The following is a 19,409-nucleotide window of genomic DNA, read 5'->3' as shown; positions in this document are numbered from 1 at the left end:
GAAAAAGAGAAAATTTAACTTCTTTCAGCAAATGTCTTTTGTACCGAAAGCGTAGCGACAGGTACAGATGTCTCCCACCTCTATAGGTGGTGAGATGAATGTGGTTTTAAGTCACTTTTCAGCGGGTGTCCAAACATCCGCTGAAATAGAGGAACTCAGTCTAAGAACGCCACGTCTTGTGGCAATGACTGAGTGACCAACTTCATGCCGCTGACGCTTCGCTTTCGCGCAATAAACATCTGTTGGCCTAAAGCCTCCGGCGGATGTCACAGAATCGGAAAGGAGTTCTTTGTGCGAGCACAAAGCCGATTCCGGACGCAATTATGCCGAGGCATAATTGATTCGTTGTTTTAGACAATAATACACAGCTTGTATTCACCAATCTCAGTAATGTTTCGACAAATTATTTCCTGGAAAATATAAGGCGCAAGTACGTATAGAGTAGCCCTTTCCACAGACGAGCGCTGGTCATTCTACGCTTCGTTTTCACACAGAAAACTATCAATTGCGGTGGCCGTCAACTGCACCTATCTTTTAGGTGGTAAATTTGTTCATATATAGTCTATTAGCATTTTTACTCGCAATTAGTCATCTTTTGCCAAAATTTCTGCCAGATCCATGCACATAATTCAATTATATAGTATCCTAACAATAACTTCCTATAAAAAGACTATCAATCTAAAAAATCTCTTTCTGTTAGTGAAGAGGATGAGCTACTTATATAGATTAGCTTGAAATAGGATAAAATGCACCGATACAAAAGGTAGCAAATTAGAAATAAATGATACATATCTATTTACCTATAAAAAGAAAGGGTGGGCATTTTGAAGAAACCACTACAGGTTGGTGTAATAACAAGTCTATTACTAACTCCGACAGCGATTGCCAATGCTCAAGAAGGGCAACCTCAAACAATCTCTCAGGCGAATCAAGTAGCTAATGTGAATGTAGCGGCAGTAGACACTAGATCTCAAACAATTGCACAATTTGCCAAATTATCTGTTACGTCAACTAATGATGAAATGGTGATAGCAAAAGGAGATGTAGCAGTTTTAAGTACTACAGACTTCAAACCCGATGAAATCACTTTTATTAAAGCGAAATACGAATATGTTGTAGCCCAACGAGATTTATTGGCCAAATTAAAGACTATTGGGGCAAAAATAAGTAAGCTGTCTTATACAAGTAAAACATTTGTGGATGAAGTTACAGAAGTTAATGAAGAGTACAACACTTTTTTAGTTTCAAACACTAAAGCAGACCCTTATGCAAAAGTTCAAAAGACTTTCGAGAATGCTGTAAATGCAGCCCTTGCGTCACAGGAAGCAAATGGCATTGCTTCAACAATTCGAGGTACATCACTACAATATGGCTATGAAGGGCCAGAACTTATTAATTATTTCAAAAAGAACGGTGCAGATATTGAGAAACTTTTGAACATGTACAAGGATGCAGAGGCTGTAGACCAAGCAATTAAAAATTTAGATTCTTTTATTACTGTTCTAGATAGCCAGTCATCCACTTCTACTCAAATTGCCACAGCTGCTACTGAAGTAACAACTGAACTAAACAAACTCACTGCTGATCAAAAGAAAATTATTACAGCCTATAATCCTAACAATGCAGCAGTAACACCATACAAAAAATATACAGAAGTGTTAGCAAACTTATCCTCAGCTGATCAAGTAATTGCGAGTATTACAACGCTGACACAAAAGAAACCAGAAGATTTCGCATCTGCTACAAGCTTTATTAGTGCAGTAACAGCAATTGAAACTGCCTACAATAAACTTGATGCGGGCTCAAAGCGTTTAGTTACAAATTTTGATGCGTTTAAGTCATATCAGGATGCTGCTAATATTTCCAAGCAAATTACAGCACTAAAACCGTCAAATAATGCAGATTATCGAACTTCTGTAAAGGCTATTAAAGATACCTTATCAACATTAGACAAAAAAGATTTTGTAAAAAATAGCGCTGACTTAGAATTAGCTGAAGCAAATATAGCGGCAGCGCAAGAAATTGAGAAACTCATTGCTGGAATTGCCAATGCTACGGATAAAATTACACAAATAGAGCAAGCGCGTGCAGCTTACAATACACCAGTATCACCTGACGGGAAGCAAATAGATGCAGCTACTGTCAAAAAAATCGTCAATAATTTGTCAGAGCTAACAAGTTCGGAAACATCACAAAAAGCAGTTTTAAATGTAATTGCGCTAGTGGAAAAGCTAGACCCAACTGCGAAGGATTATACTAAAAAAGCAAAGGCTGCGAACACTGCTTACCAAAAGCTAGATCCGACAAAACGCGAATATGTGAAAAGCTATAAATCGTTGAAGGATCAAGTAGAGGCGATGGATATCGTGTCACGCATCATGGCCTTAAACCCATCACAAAAAACATATACGGAAGCAGTCAAGGAGTTATTTGCTGATTATGGGAAACTATCACCTGACGGGCAAAAGCTTGTAACGAATTATCCTGATCTTGAAATCGCGAATGGCTATATTACAACAGCTAAAAATTTCGATGATCGTGTTACCGCTTTAGGTAATGAGCCAGATGCAACCTTTGTATCGAAAGTAGCGGCGATGTCTGCTGAATATAAAGCGATGGATAAAAATGCAAAAAAATTAGTCACACAATCCAAGACATTAACAACTTATGAGAAAAATAATGCCAATGTTGTGAAGGTTATTAAGGCAATTGACGCTTTAAATCCAGCAAGTAAGGATTATACAAAAAAGGTTTTGACAGCACGTAAGGCATACAATGCATTAGACCCTGCCTCACAAAAACGCGTAACAAACTACAATCAACTAACAGCAGTCGAGGATGTTGCTACATTAATAGGCTTGATTGAAACATTGAAACCGACCAGTAAAACATTTTTAAATGATTTAGATTCTGCGCGCAAAAATTATGATGCATTACCACTAGAAAAGCAAAATGCTGTCACAAACTATGAAAAGCTTGTCACAGCTGAGACTGAACTAAAATCTGCGGGTATAGTTATTGCATTGATAGATGCGGCAGTGCCTGATGACCCTGATTATTTAACGAAGCTTATGAATGCTCGCGTTGCTTACGATAAACTAACATCAGGACAGAAAAAGCTTGTCTCTAATGTGAAGGTGTTAACAGATCGTGAAAAAGAAGTAAAAGCAATTTTAAATACTATGGTGCAAATCGATGGTATAGAGCCGGGCACAAGTAAATTTGTCAGTCAAGTAAACTCAGCGCGAAAAGCGTACGATAAGCTGACAAAGGACCAAAAGCTATATGTCAAAAATATTGCTATTTTACAAAGCTATGAGCCAACTGCCAAAGTAATTGAATTAATTGGCAAGCTAAAGCCGTCAAGTAAAACGTTCAATGCGGATACAGTACAAGCTCGAGCATTATACGATGCTCTAGGTAAGGACATGCAGCAATATGTTACAAACTACAATTTATTACAAGCTGCTGAAGCAAGCATCTTAGGTGCAGGTAATGTACAGCGCATGATTGATGAGCTTCCATCTATCTCGCCAGATCAATATATTAAACGTATTGAAGAGATACGTGCAGCTTATAATGCCTTACCAAAAGATCAGCAATATGCGGTTGAAAACTATAAAACATTGCAAGAGCAAGAAAAAATTATTAAGCCTGTCATTAGTGTTGTCAATGAGATTGATAAACTTATGACATCGAAAAATATGGATAGCCAATATCAAAAGATTTTAAAAGCATACGACAATCTTTCTGCTACTCAGCGTAAATATGTTTATAACGAGCAGCTGCTTCTATCATTAGATAACGTTATTAAAGTGTATCAGAGTATTGCAGCTTTAAAACCAAGCGACAAACTGTATTTCGGCATGATAGAATCTGTGCGAAAAGATTACGATAGCTTAAGTACAACAGATAAGCAAAGAGTATCTAATTACAATATTTTGCTTGAAGCTGAAAAAAATATGAGTGACGTAAAGAAAGTTGTTGAGATTATTGCTGGTCTTAATCCGACTTCTAGCACATATATTCAAGATGTAGCGAATGCTTCTGCCGCATATAAAGCATTAGACTCTAAAGTAAAAGGGCAAGTCCTTAACTACGATACTTTAAAGAAAGCTGAAAAAGATGTAGCGGCAGTGTTAAAAGTAGTGAATGCGATTGGCGAGCTAGACCCAGACGCTAAAACGTTTGAAAAGAAAGTGATAGCTGCACAAAAGCTATACGACGCACTTACTCTTGAGCAGCAGGACTTAGTATATAATTACCGTATTTTACAGGATCATATAAAAACATTAGGTTTATAATAAGGAGAGAGGGCAAGTCCCTCTTTTCTTTCTTTATAATAAGGAAAGGAAGCGTTAATTTGTCAACTAAGAAGGTACATAAAGCATGGGCTTTTGCAACCGCTGCAGTAGTTATTCCCTGTGTTGCGGCTATGCCTGCAGAAGCAGCTACAATGCCATTTACAGATATAAAAAATAGCGGAAACGAAGCAGAACTATACAAGGCAGTTAATGAATTATATAGCCAAGGAATTGTATTTGGGACAACTTCGACGGCGTTTAGTCCTTATCAAAACTTAACGCGAGGGGAAGCGGCATACTTTTTAGCTAAAGCTCTAAAATTGGAGACAAAAAATGTTGTAAATCCTGGCTTCAGTGATGTACAAGCCTCTCATAAATATTACGGTTATATTGCCGCACTTGCTGAAAAGGGTATTATCCAAAAAGGTACAAATTATAATCCAGATCATTTTATTAAGCGAAGTCAAATGGCAAAGATGCTGACACTTGGCTTTGATTTACAACAGGCTACAAAATTATCTGCTCCATTTTCAGATTTTACAAAAGATAATGAAACTAATATGTATATTCAAACGTTATTAAATTATGGGATTACACAAGGTACTAGCGCGACCACATTTTCACCTTATACAGATGTTCGACGTGGTCAAATGGTTTTATTCCTTTACCGCACCTTACAAAAAGCTGAAGACGATTTCTATATTATTAGCGTTGAATAAATGCGAATACTCACTCTTAGGTTATCTTCAATCTTAGAGTGGTTTTTTTGAAATAGAAGAGGTAAAATTAGGTAATAATGGAATGTGCGTATCACATCAACCAAAGTTGGGTGCGAAGACCGGTCGACCTCGAAACAGCGAATGAATTCTTTGGCAACGCTTCCATTATCCCGTCGTGGGGGGATGTTTGTCTAACATTTAAAGGACTTCATATGAATACGAACTCTGTGAAAGATAGTGACTTTGAAGGTCTCCATGGAAACGGTAACTGTCAGGAAAACATGTGGTGGCAAGTTTGTTCCATTAGAGTACTATACATAATTAAATGAAGGAGGAGGTAGCTATGTTTAAAAAAGTATCGAGTGTTGTTGGCATGTCTCTTATTTTGCTGACTACATCATATGCTGTGCCTCTGACAAACGCATCTGAAGAAGTATTGGCAGCTAATATTGCAAAGGATGTTTCACAATCACATTGGGCAAGAAGCTCAATAGAACGTATGCTAGAAAAGCATTATATGACAAATTATCAGGATGGCTTCTTCAGACCAGAACAACCGATTACTAGGGCAGAGGCTGCAGCTGCAATTGCTCGTTCTATGCAACTAAAACTGGATACCGATTATTCGCCAAATTTTACAGACTTATCAGCCAATCATCCGTACTATAAAGAAATTTGTGCCTTAGTGGAATTAGGGATTTTACAAAATGGTGATTGTTTCAACCCTGACGCACCTTTACAGCGCGCGCAAATAGCCAAGATGTTAACACTCGCTTATCAAATTGAAGTCGATTCCAAAAATAATAGTAAGTTTAGCGATGTTAAGGATGGATATTGGGCAAAAGACTATATTGAATCACTTGCAGATGTTGGTGTTATTAAAGGGATCAACGCACAGCAATTTGCACCAAATCGATTGGTAACACGTGCGCAATTTGCTTCTTTGGTTGAAAGAAGTCTCGACTTTTCAACGAAGGTAACAAATCTCGAGGTAGCCTATGACTATTTATCCAAATCTTATATTCCAACAAAAAATTATTCACCAACCATGTCTAATGATGTAATACGTTTAGTCAACGTCGAACGACAAAAAAGAAAGCTACAACCCCTTAACGATGATGCAGCTTTAACACAAATTGCCGTTATTAAGGCACAGGATATGGTGAATCGACATTATTTTGAGCACGAATCACCTTACTACGGGATGCCCTGGGATTTGGCAACATTATTCGATTATCCATATACGAGCTTAGGAGAGAATATAGGAAGAAAAATTCCAACACCCGATGCGGCCGTCAAAGCATGGATGGCTTCACCAGCACATCGTGAAAATATTTTGCGAGAAAATTACACAAATACCGGGGTAGCGATTGCTGTTGATAGCAATGGATATTACTATTGGGTGCAGTTATTTTCTAGTCAATAGCTTGTGCGGAGCGGGATGGGGAAATACCCGCGAAGCAGAGTCAAATACTCGCGCGAGGCAAAGGAATACCCGCGGAGCAGAGGCGAATACCCGCGCGAGGCGAAGGAATACCCGCGAAGCAGAGTCAGATACTCGCGCGGAGCAAAGAAATACCCGCGAAGCAGAGGCAAATACCCGCGCAAGGTGATCAAATACCACGCGAACTCCTTACAACCTTTAATGGAAAATTGTATCGGAAATGTTCAATTTAAAATTGAAATGGCACTAAATCTCGTAATCTATTGTGACAAAGCGTAGCTAATATTACAGGAATGTTACAAAAATCCCGAATATCCATTATTTAATACCCATATTTTAGCGCTGATAAACCACGAAACGTTGGTATATCAGTGTTTTTTTGTGCTCTCAAAACCGTTACACAATTGAAAAATTAAAATAGCATCTTTTGTGATAGTCTATTTATAGGCAAAAAAGTTCTGAGAGGGGAATACCGAATATATGAAAAAGAAATGGTTATTACCGATTTTTGCATCTTTCATGTTATTTACAACAACTCAAATAGATAAAGCTGAAGCAGCCACAACATCTGATGTAACTGATACAGCGTCAAAATATTTAGGTATCCCATATCTTTATGGAGGTACAACTACTAAAGGGCTCGATTGCTCAGGATATACATCTAAAGTCTTTGCAGATTTAGGTATTGAATTAAGCCGTACTTCAGGCTCACAATATCAAGAAGGTACTGCGGTAGCAAAGAAGGATCTTGAAGTTGGAGATTTACTATTCTTCAATACTAGTGGTAAAGGTGTCTCACATGTAGCTATTTACATGGGTGACGGGAAAATGATCCACTCACAAACAGGTCAAGGTGTTAGTTACTCAAATGTAAATGATCCTTATTATTGGGGTTCTCGTTACATCGGTGCTAAACGTGTAGCAACATTTGATAGCGAACAAGCAGAAGCTGTTAAAGAAGAAGTAAAGGAAGCTGCGATTGACTTCACAGTTTACGCTTCTCGTGCTGAAGTGGCAGAGCAAATTGCTAAAGCACTTAACTTGGATACATCCGATAAAAATACGAAATTTACAGACGTAAAACCAACATATGAACATGCTGGTGCGATTGCTGCTGTATCGAAGTTAGGTATCTTTGATGGTGATGGTAGTGGAAAATTTAATCCATCTTCACCGATAACACGTGCTCAAATCTCGAAAGTATTAGTACATGCCTTCGGATTAAAGCAACAAGGCGATGTTGTAACATTTACTGATGCTCCTGCAAATCATTGGGCAAATGAATTTGTTTCAATTTTAGCTTCAAATGGTATTACAGAAGGTAAAGGAAATGGTAACTTCGGTTACGATGAAATGTTAAAAATTTCTCAGCTTCAAACATTTATTGAACGTGCACACAAATTACAATAATAATTAAATTCCGTATTACTCTTAGACAAGGGCTACGTTTAAAGTAATACATTGCAAGGAAGTTCTTTTAAATAATGTATAAGTTGAGGAGAGCTTGCACTTGCAGGCTCTCTTCTTTTTATGAAATATACCAAAAATCGGGGTGATGACTAAAAAATAGGAGAATGGTTACATTCGTATGATAGTTTTGTCTGTGCAAGTTTGCTAAAATGTACACGAGAACAGGAAGGGAGGAAATAAGACAATGTACCTCAAAAAAGTCAGTCTTATATTATGCGTCTTATTCATTTCAGCTTCTATGTTTACAATACATAGCGCCCAAGCAAGTGGTGGGTTTGTAGATGTTCCTAAAGATCATGAAGCTTATGAAGAGATCAATTATTTAGTTAGTTTAGGTGTTATTAAAGGATATACGGAAAACGGCAAAACGTATTATAAACCTTACAACACAGTAACGCGTGGACAAGTTGCCAAAATGGCTGTAATTGCTTCAGGTAACAAGCCACTAGTTGTCAATAAATCAAGCTTCTCCGATGTAACAGTCGGCACAGAGCTTTCAGGCTATGTAGAACGAGCTATACAGCTTGGCCTCTTTAAAACAAATACTCAGGGGCAATTCTTACCGAACAAGCCTTTAACTCGTGATGAAATGAGTTATGTATTAACAAAAGCATTTAAACTTGATACAAGTGAATATGAAAATATCGATTCTCCTTTTGTGGACGTAGGTATTACTCATCCGTACGTTACATACGTGAATACGATTTACTATAATGGTATTACACAGGGAACGGGTCAAAATTATAACCCGAATAACCAAGTGACACGTGCGCAGTTTGCATTATTTGTAGCACGTGCGAAAAGTGAAAAGTACCGTTTAGAGCTGCCAGTTAAAGGTGAGCATGTACCTGATACATCACAGGTTATTGCATTAATTTCTGTAACAACTGACGGATTAAATATTCGTAAATCAAAAGATTCTTCATCTACTACTAATATTGTAGGTACTGTCAATAAAGGTGGTAAACTATCAGTCTATGCAGTTGAAGGAGACTGGTTAAAGGTTACTTATAAAGGTGCATTTGCTTATATTTATAAAACGTATGCACAGTTTTTAGATGCAGATGGTAACGCATTAGGGAATGTCCAAAAGCAAGTTACTGCAACACAAAATCTAAATCTTTACGTAAAACCAACCTCTTCATCAAAGGTTATTTCCAGTGTGAATAGCAAAACAAAATTACCAGTTTATAAGACTGTAAGTGGCTACCATCTAACTGTAGTTAACGGTATACCAGGCTATATCGTGGCTAATAGTACAGAGGACGTTGAAGTAGAAGAACCTTCTACTCCAGATCCAACTCCACCAACAGTTTCTGGTGATGTATTAGGTCGAGTGACGGTTGACAGTTTAAATATTCGCAAAGAAGCTAACTCTACTTCTACGGTACTAAGTAAGCTGAAAAAGGGCGAATATGTTCAAGTAAACAGTATTAACGGTTATTGGGCACAAGTTACCTATCAAGGTCAAAAAGGGTATGTCCATAAATCTTATATAAAGCTACTAAATCAAAGTGGTAATCCGTTGAAAGATCGAATTATCATTCTTGATCCTGGTCATGGTGGTAAAGACCCTGGAACTGTTGTAGGTTCTAATTCCGAAAAAGCTATTACATTAAAGGTCGGCACACTTGTGAAGCGAAAGCTAGAGGCTGCAGGTGCGAAGGTATATATGACTCGTACAGGGGATACGTATCCTTCACTTCAAGACCGCGTTGACTTTACAAATGCTAATTACGGTGAAATCTTCGTAAGTATCCATGTGAACTCAGCAGCAAATACTTCTGCACAAGGTACTGAAACATATTATGCAATTTCAACAGGTGATATGTATCAAGAAGACATTGATCTTGCGACATTTGTAAATAATCAAATCGTTAATAACTTAAATATGAAAAATCGTGGTGTTAAAGAAGAACAATTCTATGTTATTCGCAACACGATTATTCCAGCTATCTTAGTTGAGCTAGGCTTCCTAACAAATAGCGAAGACCGCGGTAAAATGACGGATGATCAATATGTTGAATTATTCGCTGATTCTATCTACAAAGGGATTTCACAATACTACGCAAAAAAATAATAAAAACGGGCTACATTGTTCTATATGAACGATGTAGCTCTTTTGTTTGATTTAGCACTTTGCGCTTTAAATAGTATGATCATTGTAGATGTAAATTCTATTATTTAGAATTCAGGTATAATAGTTTCCTCTATATCATAGTTTTGCCTGTGAAATTTTGTTAATATTAATGTTAGAACAAGAAGGGAGGAAATAAGACATTGTATCTCAAAAAAATTAGTCTTATTTTATGCGTCCTATTCGTTTCTGCTTCAATGTTTACAATAAATAGTGCACAAGCAAGTGGCGGTTTTGTAGATGTTACGAACAAGGATGACGCATATGAAGAAATCAATTATTTAGTTAATTTAGGTGTTATTAAAGGGTATACAGAAAAGGGCAAAACGTATTATAAACCTAACAACACAGTAACGCGTGGGCAAGTTGCCAAAATGGTTGTTGTTGCTTCAGGTAACAAGCCACTAGTTGGCAATAAATCAAACTTCTCAGATGTAGCAGTCGGCACAGAGCTTTCAGGCTATGTAGAACGTGCTGTACAGCTTGGCTTCTTTAAAACAAATATCAAAGGACAATTCTTACCAAACAAACCTTTAACTCGTGATGAAATGAGTTATGTATTAACAAAAGCGTTTAAGCTCGATACAAGTGAATATGAAAATATCGATTCTCCTTTTTTGGACGTAGGTATAACTCATCCTTACGTATCATATGTGAATACGATCTACTATAATGGTATTACAAAGGGAAGCAATCAAAATTATAATCCAAATGAACAAGTGACACGTAAACAGTTTGCGTTATTTGTAGCGCGTGCCAAAGAAGAAAAATATCGCTTAGATATACCTGTTAAAGGTGTAGCTGTACCTGATTCATCACAGGTCATTGGCTTAGTTTCTGCAACAACTGACGGATTAAACATTCGTAAATCAAAAGATTCTTCATCTTCTGCTAATATTGTAGGCACTGTCAACAAAGGTGGAAAACTATCAGTCTATGCAGTTGAGGGAGACTGGTTAAAAGTTTCCTATAAAGATGCCTTTGCTTATATTTATAAAACGTATGCACAGTTTTTAGATGCAGATGGTAAGGCATTAGGAAATGTCCAAAAGCAAGTTACGACAACACAAAATATTAATCTTTACGTAAAAGCAACCTCTTCATCAAAGGTAATTTCAACTGTGAATAGTAAAGTGAATTTACCTGTTTATAAGACGGTAAGTGGTTACCATCTAACTGTAGTGAATGGTGTACCAGGCTATATCGTGGCTAATAGTACAGCGGACGTTGAAGTAGAAAAACCTTCTACTCCAGATCCAAAACCAAATCCAGATCCGAATCCAAAACCAGATCCAAAACCAAATCCAGATCCGAATCCAAAACCAGATCCAAATCCAGATCCAAATCCACCAACAGTTTCTGGGGATCTATTAGGTCGAGTGACAGTTGATAATTTAAATATCCGCAAAGAAGCTAACTCTACTTCTGCGGTAGTAAGTAAGCTGAAAAAAGGCGAATATGTTCAAGTTAACAGTATTAACGGTTATTGGGCACATGTGACTTATCAAGGTCAAAAAGGGTATGTCCATAAATCTTATATAAAGCTACTAAATCAAAATGGTAATTCGTTGAAAGATCGAAGTATCATTCTTGATCCAGGACATGGCGGTAAGGACCCTGGAACTGTTGTAGGTTCTAATTCCGAAAAAGCTATTACATTAAAGGTCAGCACACTTGTGAAGCAAAAGCTAGAGGCTGCAGGTGCGAAGGTATATATGACTCGTACAGGGGATACGTATCCTTCACTTCAAGACCGCGTTGACTTTACAAATGCTAATTACGGTGAAATCTTCGTAAGTGTCCATGTAAACTCAGCAGCAAATACTTCTGCACAAGGTACTGAGACATATTATGCAGTGACAACAGGTGATATGTTTAAGGAAGATATTGATTTAGCGACATTTGTAAACAATCAAATCGTAAATAACTTAAATATGAAAAATCGTGGTGTCAAAGAACAGCAATACTATGTAATTCGCAACATGCTTATTCCATCTATCCTAGTCGAACTGGGCTTCCTATCAAATAATGAAGACCGCGCTAAAATGACAGATGATCAATATGTTGAGTTATTCGCTGAATCTATCTACAAAGGAATTTCAGAATATTACTCAAAACAATAATAATGAAGAGCTACATCGTTCAAAAGTGAATGATGTAGCTCTTTTTGTTTGATAAGTTTATCAGTCCAATTGATTTAGCACTTTGGGCTTTAGAAATTCTATAATTTAGAATTTAAGTATAATACTTTCATCTATATAATGGTTTTACATGTGAAATTTTGTTAATATTGATGTTAGAACAAGAAGGGAGGAAATAAGACATTGTATCTCAAAAAAATTAGTCTTATTTTATGCGTCCTATTCGTTTTTGCTTCAATGTTTACAATACATACTGCACAAGCAAATGGCGGTTTTATAGATGTTACGAACAAGGATGACGCATATGAAGAAATCAATTATTTAGTTAATTTAGGTGTTATTAAAGGGTATACAGAAAAGGGCAAAACGTATTATAAACCTAACAACACAGTAACGCGTGGACAAGTTGCCAAGATGGTTGTTGTTGCATCAGGCAAAAAGCCACTAGTTGTTAATAAATCAAGCTTCACGGATGTAACAGCCGGCACAGAGCTTTCAGGCTATGTAGAACGCGCTATACAGCTTGGTCTCTTTAAAACAAATACAAAGGGACAATTTTTACCAAACAAACCTTTAACTCGTGATGAAATGAGTTATGTGTTAACAAACGCGTTTAAGCTCGATACAAGTGAGCATGAAAATAGCGATTCTCCTTTTGTAGACGTAGGCATAACTCATCCGTACGTTTCATACGTGAATACGATTTACTATAATGGTATTACAAAGGGAAGTAATCAAAATTATAATCCAAATGAACAAGTAACACGTAAACAGTTTGCGTTATTTGTGGCGCGTGCCAAAGATGAAAAATATCGCTTAGATATACCTGTTAAAGGTGTAGTAGTACCTGATTCATCACAGGTCATTGGTTTAGTTTCTGCAACAACTGACGGGTTAAATATTCGTAAATCAAAAGATTCTTCATCTACTGCTAATATAGTAGGTACAGTAAACAAAGGTGGACAACTATCAGTCTATGCAGTTGAGGGAGACTGGTTAAAAGTTTCCTATAAAGATGCTTTTGCTTATATTTATAAAACGTATGCGCAGTTTTTAGATGCAGATGGTAACGCATTAGGGAATGTCCAAAAGCAAGTTGCGACAACACAAAATATTAATCTTTACGTAAAAGCAACCTCTTCATCAAAGGTAATTTCAACTGTGAATAGTAAAGTGAATTTACCTGTTTATAAGACGGTAAGTGGTTACCATCTAACTGTAGTGAATGGTATACCAGGCTATATCGTGGCTAATAGTACAGCGGACGTTGAAGTAGAAAAACCTTCTACTCCAGATCCAGATCCAACTCCTCCAACAGTTTCAGGTGATTTATTAGGTCGAGTGACAGTTGACAATTTAAATATCCGCAAAGAAGCTAACTCTACTTCTGCGGTAGTAAGTAAGCTGAAAAAAGGCGAATATGTTCAAGTCAACAGTATTAACGGTTATTGGGCACAAGTGACTTATCAAGATCAAAAAGGGTATGTCCATAAATCTTACTTAAAGCTATTAAATCAAAGCGGTAATCCGTTAAAAGATCGAATTATCATTATTGATCCAGGTCATGGCGGGAAGGACCCTGGAACTCATTTCGGTACTACTATTCTCGAAAAAAACATAACATTAAAGGTTGGTACTCTAGTCAAGGATAAACTAGAGGCTGCAGGTGCAAAGGTATTAATGCCTCGTACCGGGGATACGTTCCCTACTCCACAAGATCGTGTTGACTTTACACATGCTAACTACGGTGAAATCTTCGTAAGTATCCATGTGAACTCAGCAAAGAATACTGATGCACAAGGTACCGAAACGTATTACGCTCAAACGCCGGGTGATATGTATCAAGAAGATATTGATCTTGCGACATTTGTAAACAATCAAATCGTTAAAAACGTAAATATGAAAAATCGTAAGGTCCAAGAATTTAAATACATTGTAGTTGCAAATACGAATATTCCAGCCATTCTAGTTGAGCTAGGCTTCCTAACGAATAGTGAAGACCGTGCTAAGTTGACGGATGATAAATATATTGAGTTATTTGCGGAATCCATCTACAAAGGGATTTTAGAATATTACTCAAAACAATAATAATGAAGAGCTACATCGTTCAATAGTAGACGATGTAGCTCTTTTTGTTTGATTAGTAGTATTCAAAGGAATTTTATCAGCCAAATTCACAGGTTTACCGGCGAAACGAGCACTTTTAGCGGCGGAATACACAGGTTTAGCGGCGAAACGAGCACTTTTAGCAGCGGAATACACAGATTTAGCGGCGATACGGCACTTTTACCGGCGAAATACACGGGTTTACCAACGATAAAAAACATCCCAATCAGCGCACTAAAAAATCAACTTTCACCTTAGTTATTTTGAATTTGCATAAAGTGTTCTATTTACGAATTGGGCAAAGTTTTGACGTGTCACTGTGCCATTTGGTTTAAATGTATTATCGGCATAGCCTGTAGTAATGCCAAGTGCATATAAGGCTTGGACATCTTTATAATATGCATGAGATGTCGGCACATCTGAGAAAGTATTATTCGTGTAGCCCTGAAGCTTGAAGCCGTTGACAAGTGCTCGTGCCATGGCAGCGCGGGTCATTGGCTGATGGGCATTGATTTTGCCATTCTCTAATGTAATGATGCCGTAGCGTAAGCCTGTTGCTAAAACGGCATAGCCATAGTCACCTGCTTTGATGTCACTCGCATTTAAGGTAGCTGAGCTTGATGCTGGAATCCCTAATGCTCGCAAAATCATTTCTGTTGCCTGCAGGCGAGTCAATGTACCTTGTGGATTAAATTTCCCATTAGTTCCTTTCACAATGCCTAACGCATATAAGTTTTTTATATCATAATAGGCACCATTCGATGAAGATACATCTGGGAAGAATGGAGCGGAAGCAATTGTTGCTTTATTGGAACCTTTTGCGCGTGTGAGCGTTTTAATTTCTGCAATCGTTGCAAATTTTTCATCAGCATTTTTGCGATCATCGCGCCCCTCTATAAAGGATGTACGTATCGTATATGTTCCGGCAGCTAAATTGCCAGGTATAGAAATCTGATATTTTTCCGCATGGGTACTAATATCTTTTTGATCAGCATTGGTTGTTGTGGAATCAGCAGCAAGTCCTGGAATGTAACGTTCATGTCCATCACCAACAACTTTATCGTTTGCGTCTAAAATTTCTACTTTCAATGTACCACGTACAGGCACATTACCATTGTTCTTAACCGTTACAGTGGAGTAGAAAACAAATTTACCAGACGGTGCTACATAACTTTGCACCCCGTCAGAGTAAAGCGAAAGATTATAACGGCGGGGCATATAGCCATTGTGTTTTTCGGCTACCCATTTTAAAGCATGCTTCATAAATACTTGTGCATCTTTGTCACCATTAGTTGTTGAATAGGCAGCACCATTTTCATTATCCTGCCAATCTGCTTTAGCATCAATATTAATATAATCATAGATTTTGAATCCAATTTGAACAACTCTGCCTTTTCCGTATTCGATCGCATGGGCTGCGCCAAATTCATTTTTTTTCATTGTTTTAGGCTTGTTTGTGTAATTGTAATCTGAGAAATATAAAATAGGTGTGGCAGATCCACCTTGCCAAGGCTTCACAACTTCTACCCAATCACGATCTGTTTTTGTTAGAGTAAGCTTGCTTTTGCCAAGCTCTTTTGTTGTATTTTGAATAATTGGATGAACAGTATTTATATTGCTTATTGTAGAGTTTTCTAACACAATATCGTCAATAAAACGTGAATTAAAGACTTCAGTTAAATTATCCCATTCCATTACCCAAGAATCGACATCATAGATTAATGGAGAGAGATCCATTTGACCAGGTTTAGGGAATTTTGTTGATTCATTACGGGCTGTCTGGAAGGCAAAAATTGCACCACCGCCATTTCGAACGTACATTTTGACATTTTCGCGTTGCTGATGATTCATCATGACTGTATAGGCAAAGACGATTGCATCATATTGACTTAAATTTTCTAAATTATTTAAGTCTCTCTCATAAATTTTCTCTACTTGGAAACCTTGTTGCTGATAGAGAAGAAAAGCTTTAAGTTCCTTATTATATGTGGAGCTATAGTCAACCTTTTCAGAAACAAGTTGGCCATTAAATGTTCCACCAGGGTGTGTAGTATTGGCATATTTTTCACTACTTTCAGAGAAAACGACACCGATTTTCTGTGCAGCATTAGCTTGTGTTGGTGCTAAAAAAACTACAAGCATAAAAGAGCACGCTATGAGTAGTGAAATGAATAATTTCTTCATTAAATCCACATCCTTATTTTTGTATTTGTCTTCAATTACGCGATTGCATCCTGATTTTGAATAGTGCTTGAACAATTGACCCCTTTCAATTTCTGAGAAATTTGCACTACTTACTTATCTTACATCTAAATAATGGATGAATCATTAAAATTTGGTTTTGTTTTTAACCGAGATTTTAGTACAGAGTTTTTGGGGTTTATTGTTAATTGATGTGAGGCTAAAATTGTGTTACCAAGCTAGGAGGGACAAGCATTAGGGAGAGCAATACAGAAGATTATGGGTATAAACTCGCAATTTAGGGAAAAAGGGAAATCGTTGCATAATTTTATATAAAATCAACTCATTCCTTTCTATAAGTCTACCTGTATTTATGATATAATAACTCTTGTTTTGCTTAGTAAATAAAAGAATAAACAATTATGATTCGCGATAGAGGAGGGCAATCACATCTTCTGAGATGTATGACATTTATGAATAAACTGAAACAAACTTTTGCAAAGGTCAACAAAATTGATACGTTTTCGCCGTATTTCTTTTTACCTTTTATATTAATGCTCTATTTCTTTACAAGTCTATTTGATTTCCATCGATTTGAATTATTTAACTTACGTGTATCAATTTGGCCAGCGGTATTTTTAGCAGTAATATGCTACTACATCGGTGTGTACATTATTGATAAGTTACAATGGACAATCCCATCATTTGGTTTATCCTTCTTTGGGAAATATGTTGTTCATTTTATTTTATTTTTAACAGTACTTGGTTTAGTTGCATATGTATTAATGATGATTACCGGTGGTGGATTAGGGATTGCTGATGAATCCAATCGACGTAACCTCAACCCAAAATTAAACTTCTTTGCCCAATTATTATGGTATGGAATTTTACTGCTAATATCATATAAAATGATTTTAGAAAAAAACATTACATGGAAAAAAACATTGATCTACGGCTCCATCTATGCTGCTGTAATGTTCTTATTCCTATTAATGGGTTACCGTACACCATTAATCATTATGTTATTTACTGGTATTATCATTTTCCATTACGTTGTAAAACGTGTGAAATTAACATGGTTCCTTACAGCTCTGTTTGTTATCGGGGTAGCATTCTCAATGTTTGGCTTCCTTCGTGTTATATCAGAGGATACAACGAAAGAATTTAATAGCCGTGAACAACCAGATGTAGAATTGACTGAAACAGAAAAGGAAAAACTGTTAACAGTAGAGCAGAAAGTTAACTTAACTCCAAAATGGATCCGTTCAATAAATGGTGAGAGTGTAACTGGCCATATTGTTTTAAGTAAAATTATCGAATATACGCAGCAGGAAGGCTATCTAAATGGGGAAATCCATGCTGGTATCTTAAGTACAGTTTTACCGGGTGAACAAGTGTCACCACGTATGAAAGTAACAGAAGTTGTAAACTCTCTAAGCGAAGCTGAAGGTAAATATATTACACGCCCTAACAGAACAACAACACCTACGTTTATCGGTCAATTATTCTTAGATGGCGGTTATTTACTTGTAGCGATTGGCTTCTTATTATATGGTGTATTAATCTCATTAATATATAATAAAGTGAAGCAAGGCGGTATTCGTAGCTTCCACTCAGTAGCTTATGCATTTGTCATTACCTTATTTACAGTGTCTATGCATACTGGCTTACTTGATTTAATCTTTGTTTTAATGCTTGGCTTTGTCATACTTGCGTCAGCGATTATTAAAACAGATAATAAAAAGCTTTCATATTAATAATAATAGAGATGTCTCAAATATTATTTGAGGCATCTCTTTTTTGCTATCCGTCGCTGTTATGGGCAAAAGGACGACTCAGCTTGTCGGCAAGAGAATAAATATAAATTAATGTGTATCAATAGACAAAGGTTGATTTTCACTCCGAGTTGGCGCTTTCCGCGGGCTTGGCTTCAATCTCCTCGTCACTACGTTCCTGCGGGGCTTTCAGCGCAAGCTCATCCCGCAGGAGTCGCCATTCTCCGTGAAAAATCAACGGTTCCTCATCACGGGATGAATTGGCAAGCGGAAATGGTTATGATTAAAATACTATATAAAGGTAGCCTCAGCACATGGACTTCTGAGTAAAAAGAGACAGTTTCGATGCTTCTTGGAACATGGCGGGGTCTGCCGATTAAATTACTATAACGTTGATCTACAGTCTGAGTCATCCTAACATTATAGGATGACTTCTCATAGTGGCGATTACAAAATAATCGAGGAAATATCTGTGAATGTTGAGCTCCTTACATGAGGTGATTTCCGTTCCAGGCTACCGATTTCTTGTGAGCGAGCGTTGAGCCGCTTCCGCTGTTGTTACTGTCACTCCGCTTCCGCACAGAAAACATTGTGTTGTAGCCACCCGCTTTTGCACATAAAAACATTGCTGAGGTTACGTTTTATTACTACAAATAAGAGTGACATGCTAGAAAATATACCTTAAGTAGAGTGGTTGATTTTCGTTCCGACTGGGCGACAAAATAAAGTAAACGGATTCACACACAGTTTTGTGTATGAATCTTTTTTTGATCTTTGGCAGGTGGATGTCGATAAAATTCAGAAGTTGGGCGATAAAACATAAAGTTTATCGATAAAACTTAAAAGTTGGGCGATAAAACATGAAAGTGTTCCGATAAAATTTAAAAGTTGGATGTCATTTTGTTAAAACATATGTCATGTGGATAAGTTGATTGGAGTGGAGACTGGGTGACTCCTTCGTGACCAACATCCTGCCGCTACGTTAGCACTACGCTTTCGCATAGAAACCACTAGTTGCTGTCGCTCCGCTTTCGCACAGAAACCACTAGTTGCTGTCGCTCCGCTTTCGCACAGAAACCACTAGTTGCTGTCGCTCCGCTTTCGCACAGAAACCACTAGTTGCTGTCGCTCC

The 19,409-nt window shown here is 37.2% G+C and carries 9 protein-coding genes; 8 read left to right on the top strand and 1 reads right to left on the bottom strand.

All coding sequences use genetic code 11. The features are described 5' to 3' along the window. Window positions 1-824: 824 nt before the first annotated feature. The 7 genes from ABH968_RS13205 to ABH968_RS13175 all read left to right on the top strand — a co-directional run bounded on the left by ABH968_RS13205 (window position 825) and on the right by ABH968_RS13175 (window position 14,303). On the top strand, window positions 825-4,304 hold the full coding sequence (locus tag ABH968_RS13205) for a hypothetical protein (RefSeq protein ID WP_370044561.1): 3,480 nt from the start codon (window positions 825-827) through the stop codon (window positions 4,302-4,304). A 59-nt stretch (window positions 4,305-4,363) separates the two neighbouring features. Further along, window positions 4,364-5,023, top strand: a complete 660-nt coding sequence (locus ABH968_RS13200) for an S-layer homology domain-containing protein (protein ID WP_370044559.1) — start codon at window positions 4,364-4,366, stop codon at window positions 5,021-5,023. 343 nt (window positions 5,024-5,366) lie between these two features. Beyond that, on the top strand, window positions 5,367-6,449 hold the full coding sequence (locus tag ABH968_RS13195) for a CAP and S-layer homology domain-containing protein (RefSeq protein WP_370044557.1): 1,083 nt from the start codon (window positions 5,367-5,369) through the stop codon (window positions 6,447-6,449). A gap of 498 nt (window positions 6,450-6,947) precedes the next feature. Continuing rightward, complete coding sequence (locus ABH968_RS13190) at window positions 6,948-7,877, top strand: C40 family peptidase (protein WP_370044556.1); 930 nt, start codon at window positions 6,948-6,950, stop codon at window positions 7,875-7,877. 244 nt (window positions 7,878-8,121) lie between these two features. Then, window positions 8,122-10,017: an N-acetylmuramoyl-L-alanine amidase gene (locus ABH968_RS13185; protein ID WP_370044554.1), complete on the top strand. Its 1,896-nt coding sequence runs from the start codon at window positions 8,122-8,124 to the stop codon at window positions 10,015-10,017. Between the two features lie 200 nt (window positions 10,018-10,217). After that, entirely contained in the window at window positions 10,218-12,197 is a 1,980-nt protein-coding gene (locus tag ABH968_RS13180; protein ID WP_370044552.1) for an N-acetylmuramoyl-L-alanine amidase, read from the top strand. Window positions 12,198-12,398: 201 nt separating this feature from the next. Next, on the top strand, window positions 12,399-14,303 hold the full coding sequence (locus ABH968_RS13175; RefSeq protein WP_370044550.1) for an N-acetylmuramoyl-L-alanine amidase: 1,905 nt from the start codon (window positions 12,399-12,401) through the stop codon (window positions 14,301-14,303). A gap of 276 nt (window positions 14,304-14,579) precedes the next feature. Here ABH968_RS13175 and ABH968_RS13170 read toward each other — a convergent pair whose 3' ends face one another. Next, complete coding sequence (locus tag ABH968_RS13170) at window positions 14,580-16,505, bottom strand: S-layer homology domain-containing protein (protein ID WP_370044549.1); 1,926 nt, start codon at window positions 16,503-16,505, stop codon at window positions 14,580-14,582. 470 nt (window positions 16,506-16,975) lie between these two features. Between ABH968_RS13170 and ABH968_RS13165 the strand changes: the two genes are divergently transcribed. Next, a complete protein-coding gene (locus ABH968_RS13165) occupies window positions 16,976-18,259 on the top strand; it encodes an oligosaccharide repeat unit polymerase (RefSeq protein WP_370044547.1) in 1,284 nt (427 codons plus the stop codon). Window positions 18,260-19,409 lie beyond the last annotated feature (1,150 nt).

The organism is Lysinibacillus sp. RC79 (genome assembly GCF_041262405.1).
Lineage (GTDB): Bacteria > Bacillota > Bacilli > Bacillales_A > Planococcaceae > Lysinibacillus.
Note: the sequence above shows the minus strand (reverse complement) of the source record. Positions and strands in the feature narration are given on the sequence as shown.

Coding starts and splice junctions, on each gene's coding strand:
- ABH968_RS13195 (WP_370044557.1), top strand. CDS start 5,367: ATGTTTAAAAAAGTATCGAGTGTTGTTGGCATGTCTCTTATTTTGCTG.
- ABH968_RS13190 (WP_370044556.1), top strand. CDS start 6,948: ATGAAAAAGAAATGGTTATTACCGATTTTTGCATCTTTCATGTTATTT.
- ABH968_RS13185 (WP_370044554.1), top strand. CDS start 8,122: ATGTACCTCAAAAAAGTCAGTCTTATATTATGCGTCTTATTCATTTCA.
- ABH968_RS13170 (WP_370044549.1), bottom strand. CDS start 16,505: ATGAAGAAATTATTCATTTCACTACTCATAGCGTGCTCTTTTATGCTT.
- ABH968_RS13165 (WP_370044547.1), top strand. CDS start 16,976: ATGAATAAACTGAAACAAACTTTTGCAAAGGTCAACAAAATTGATACG.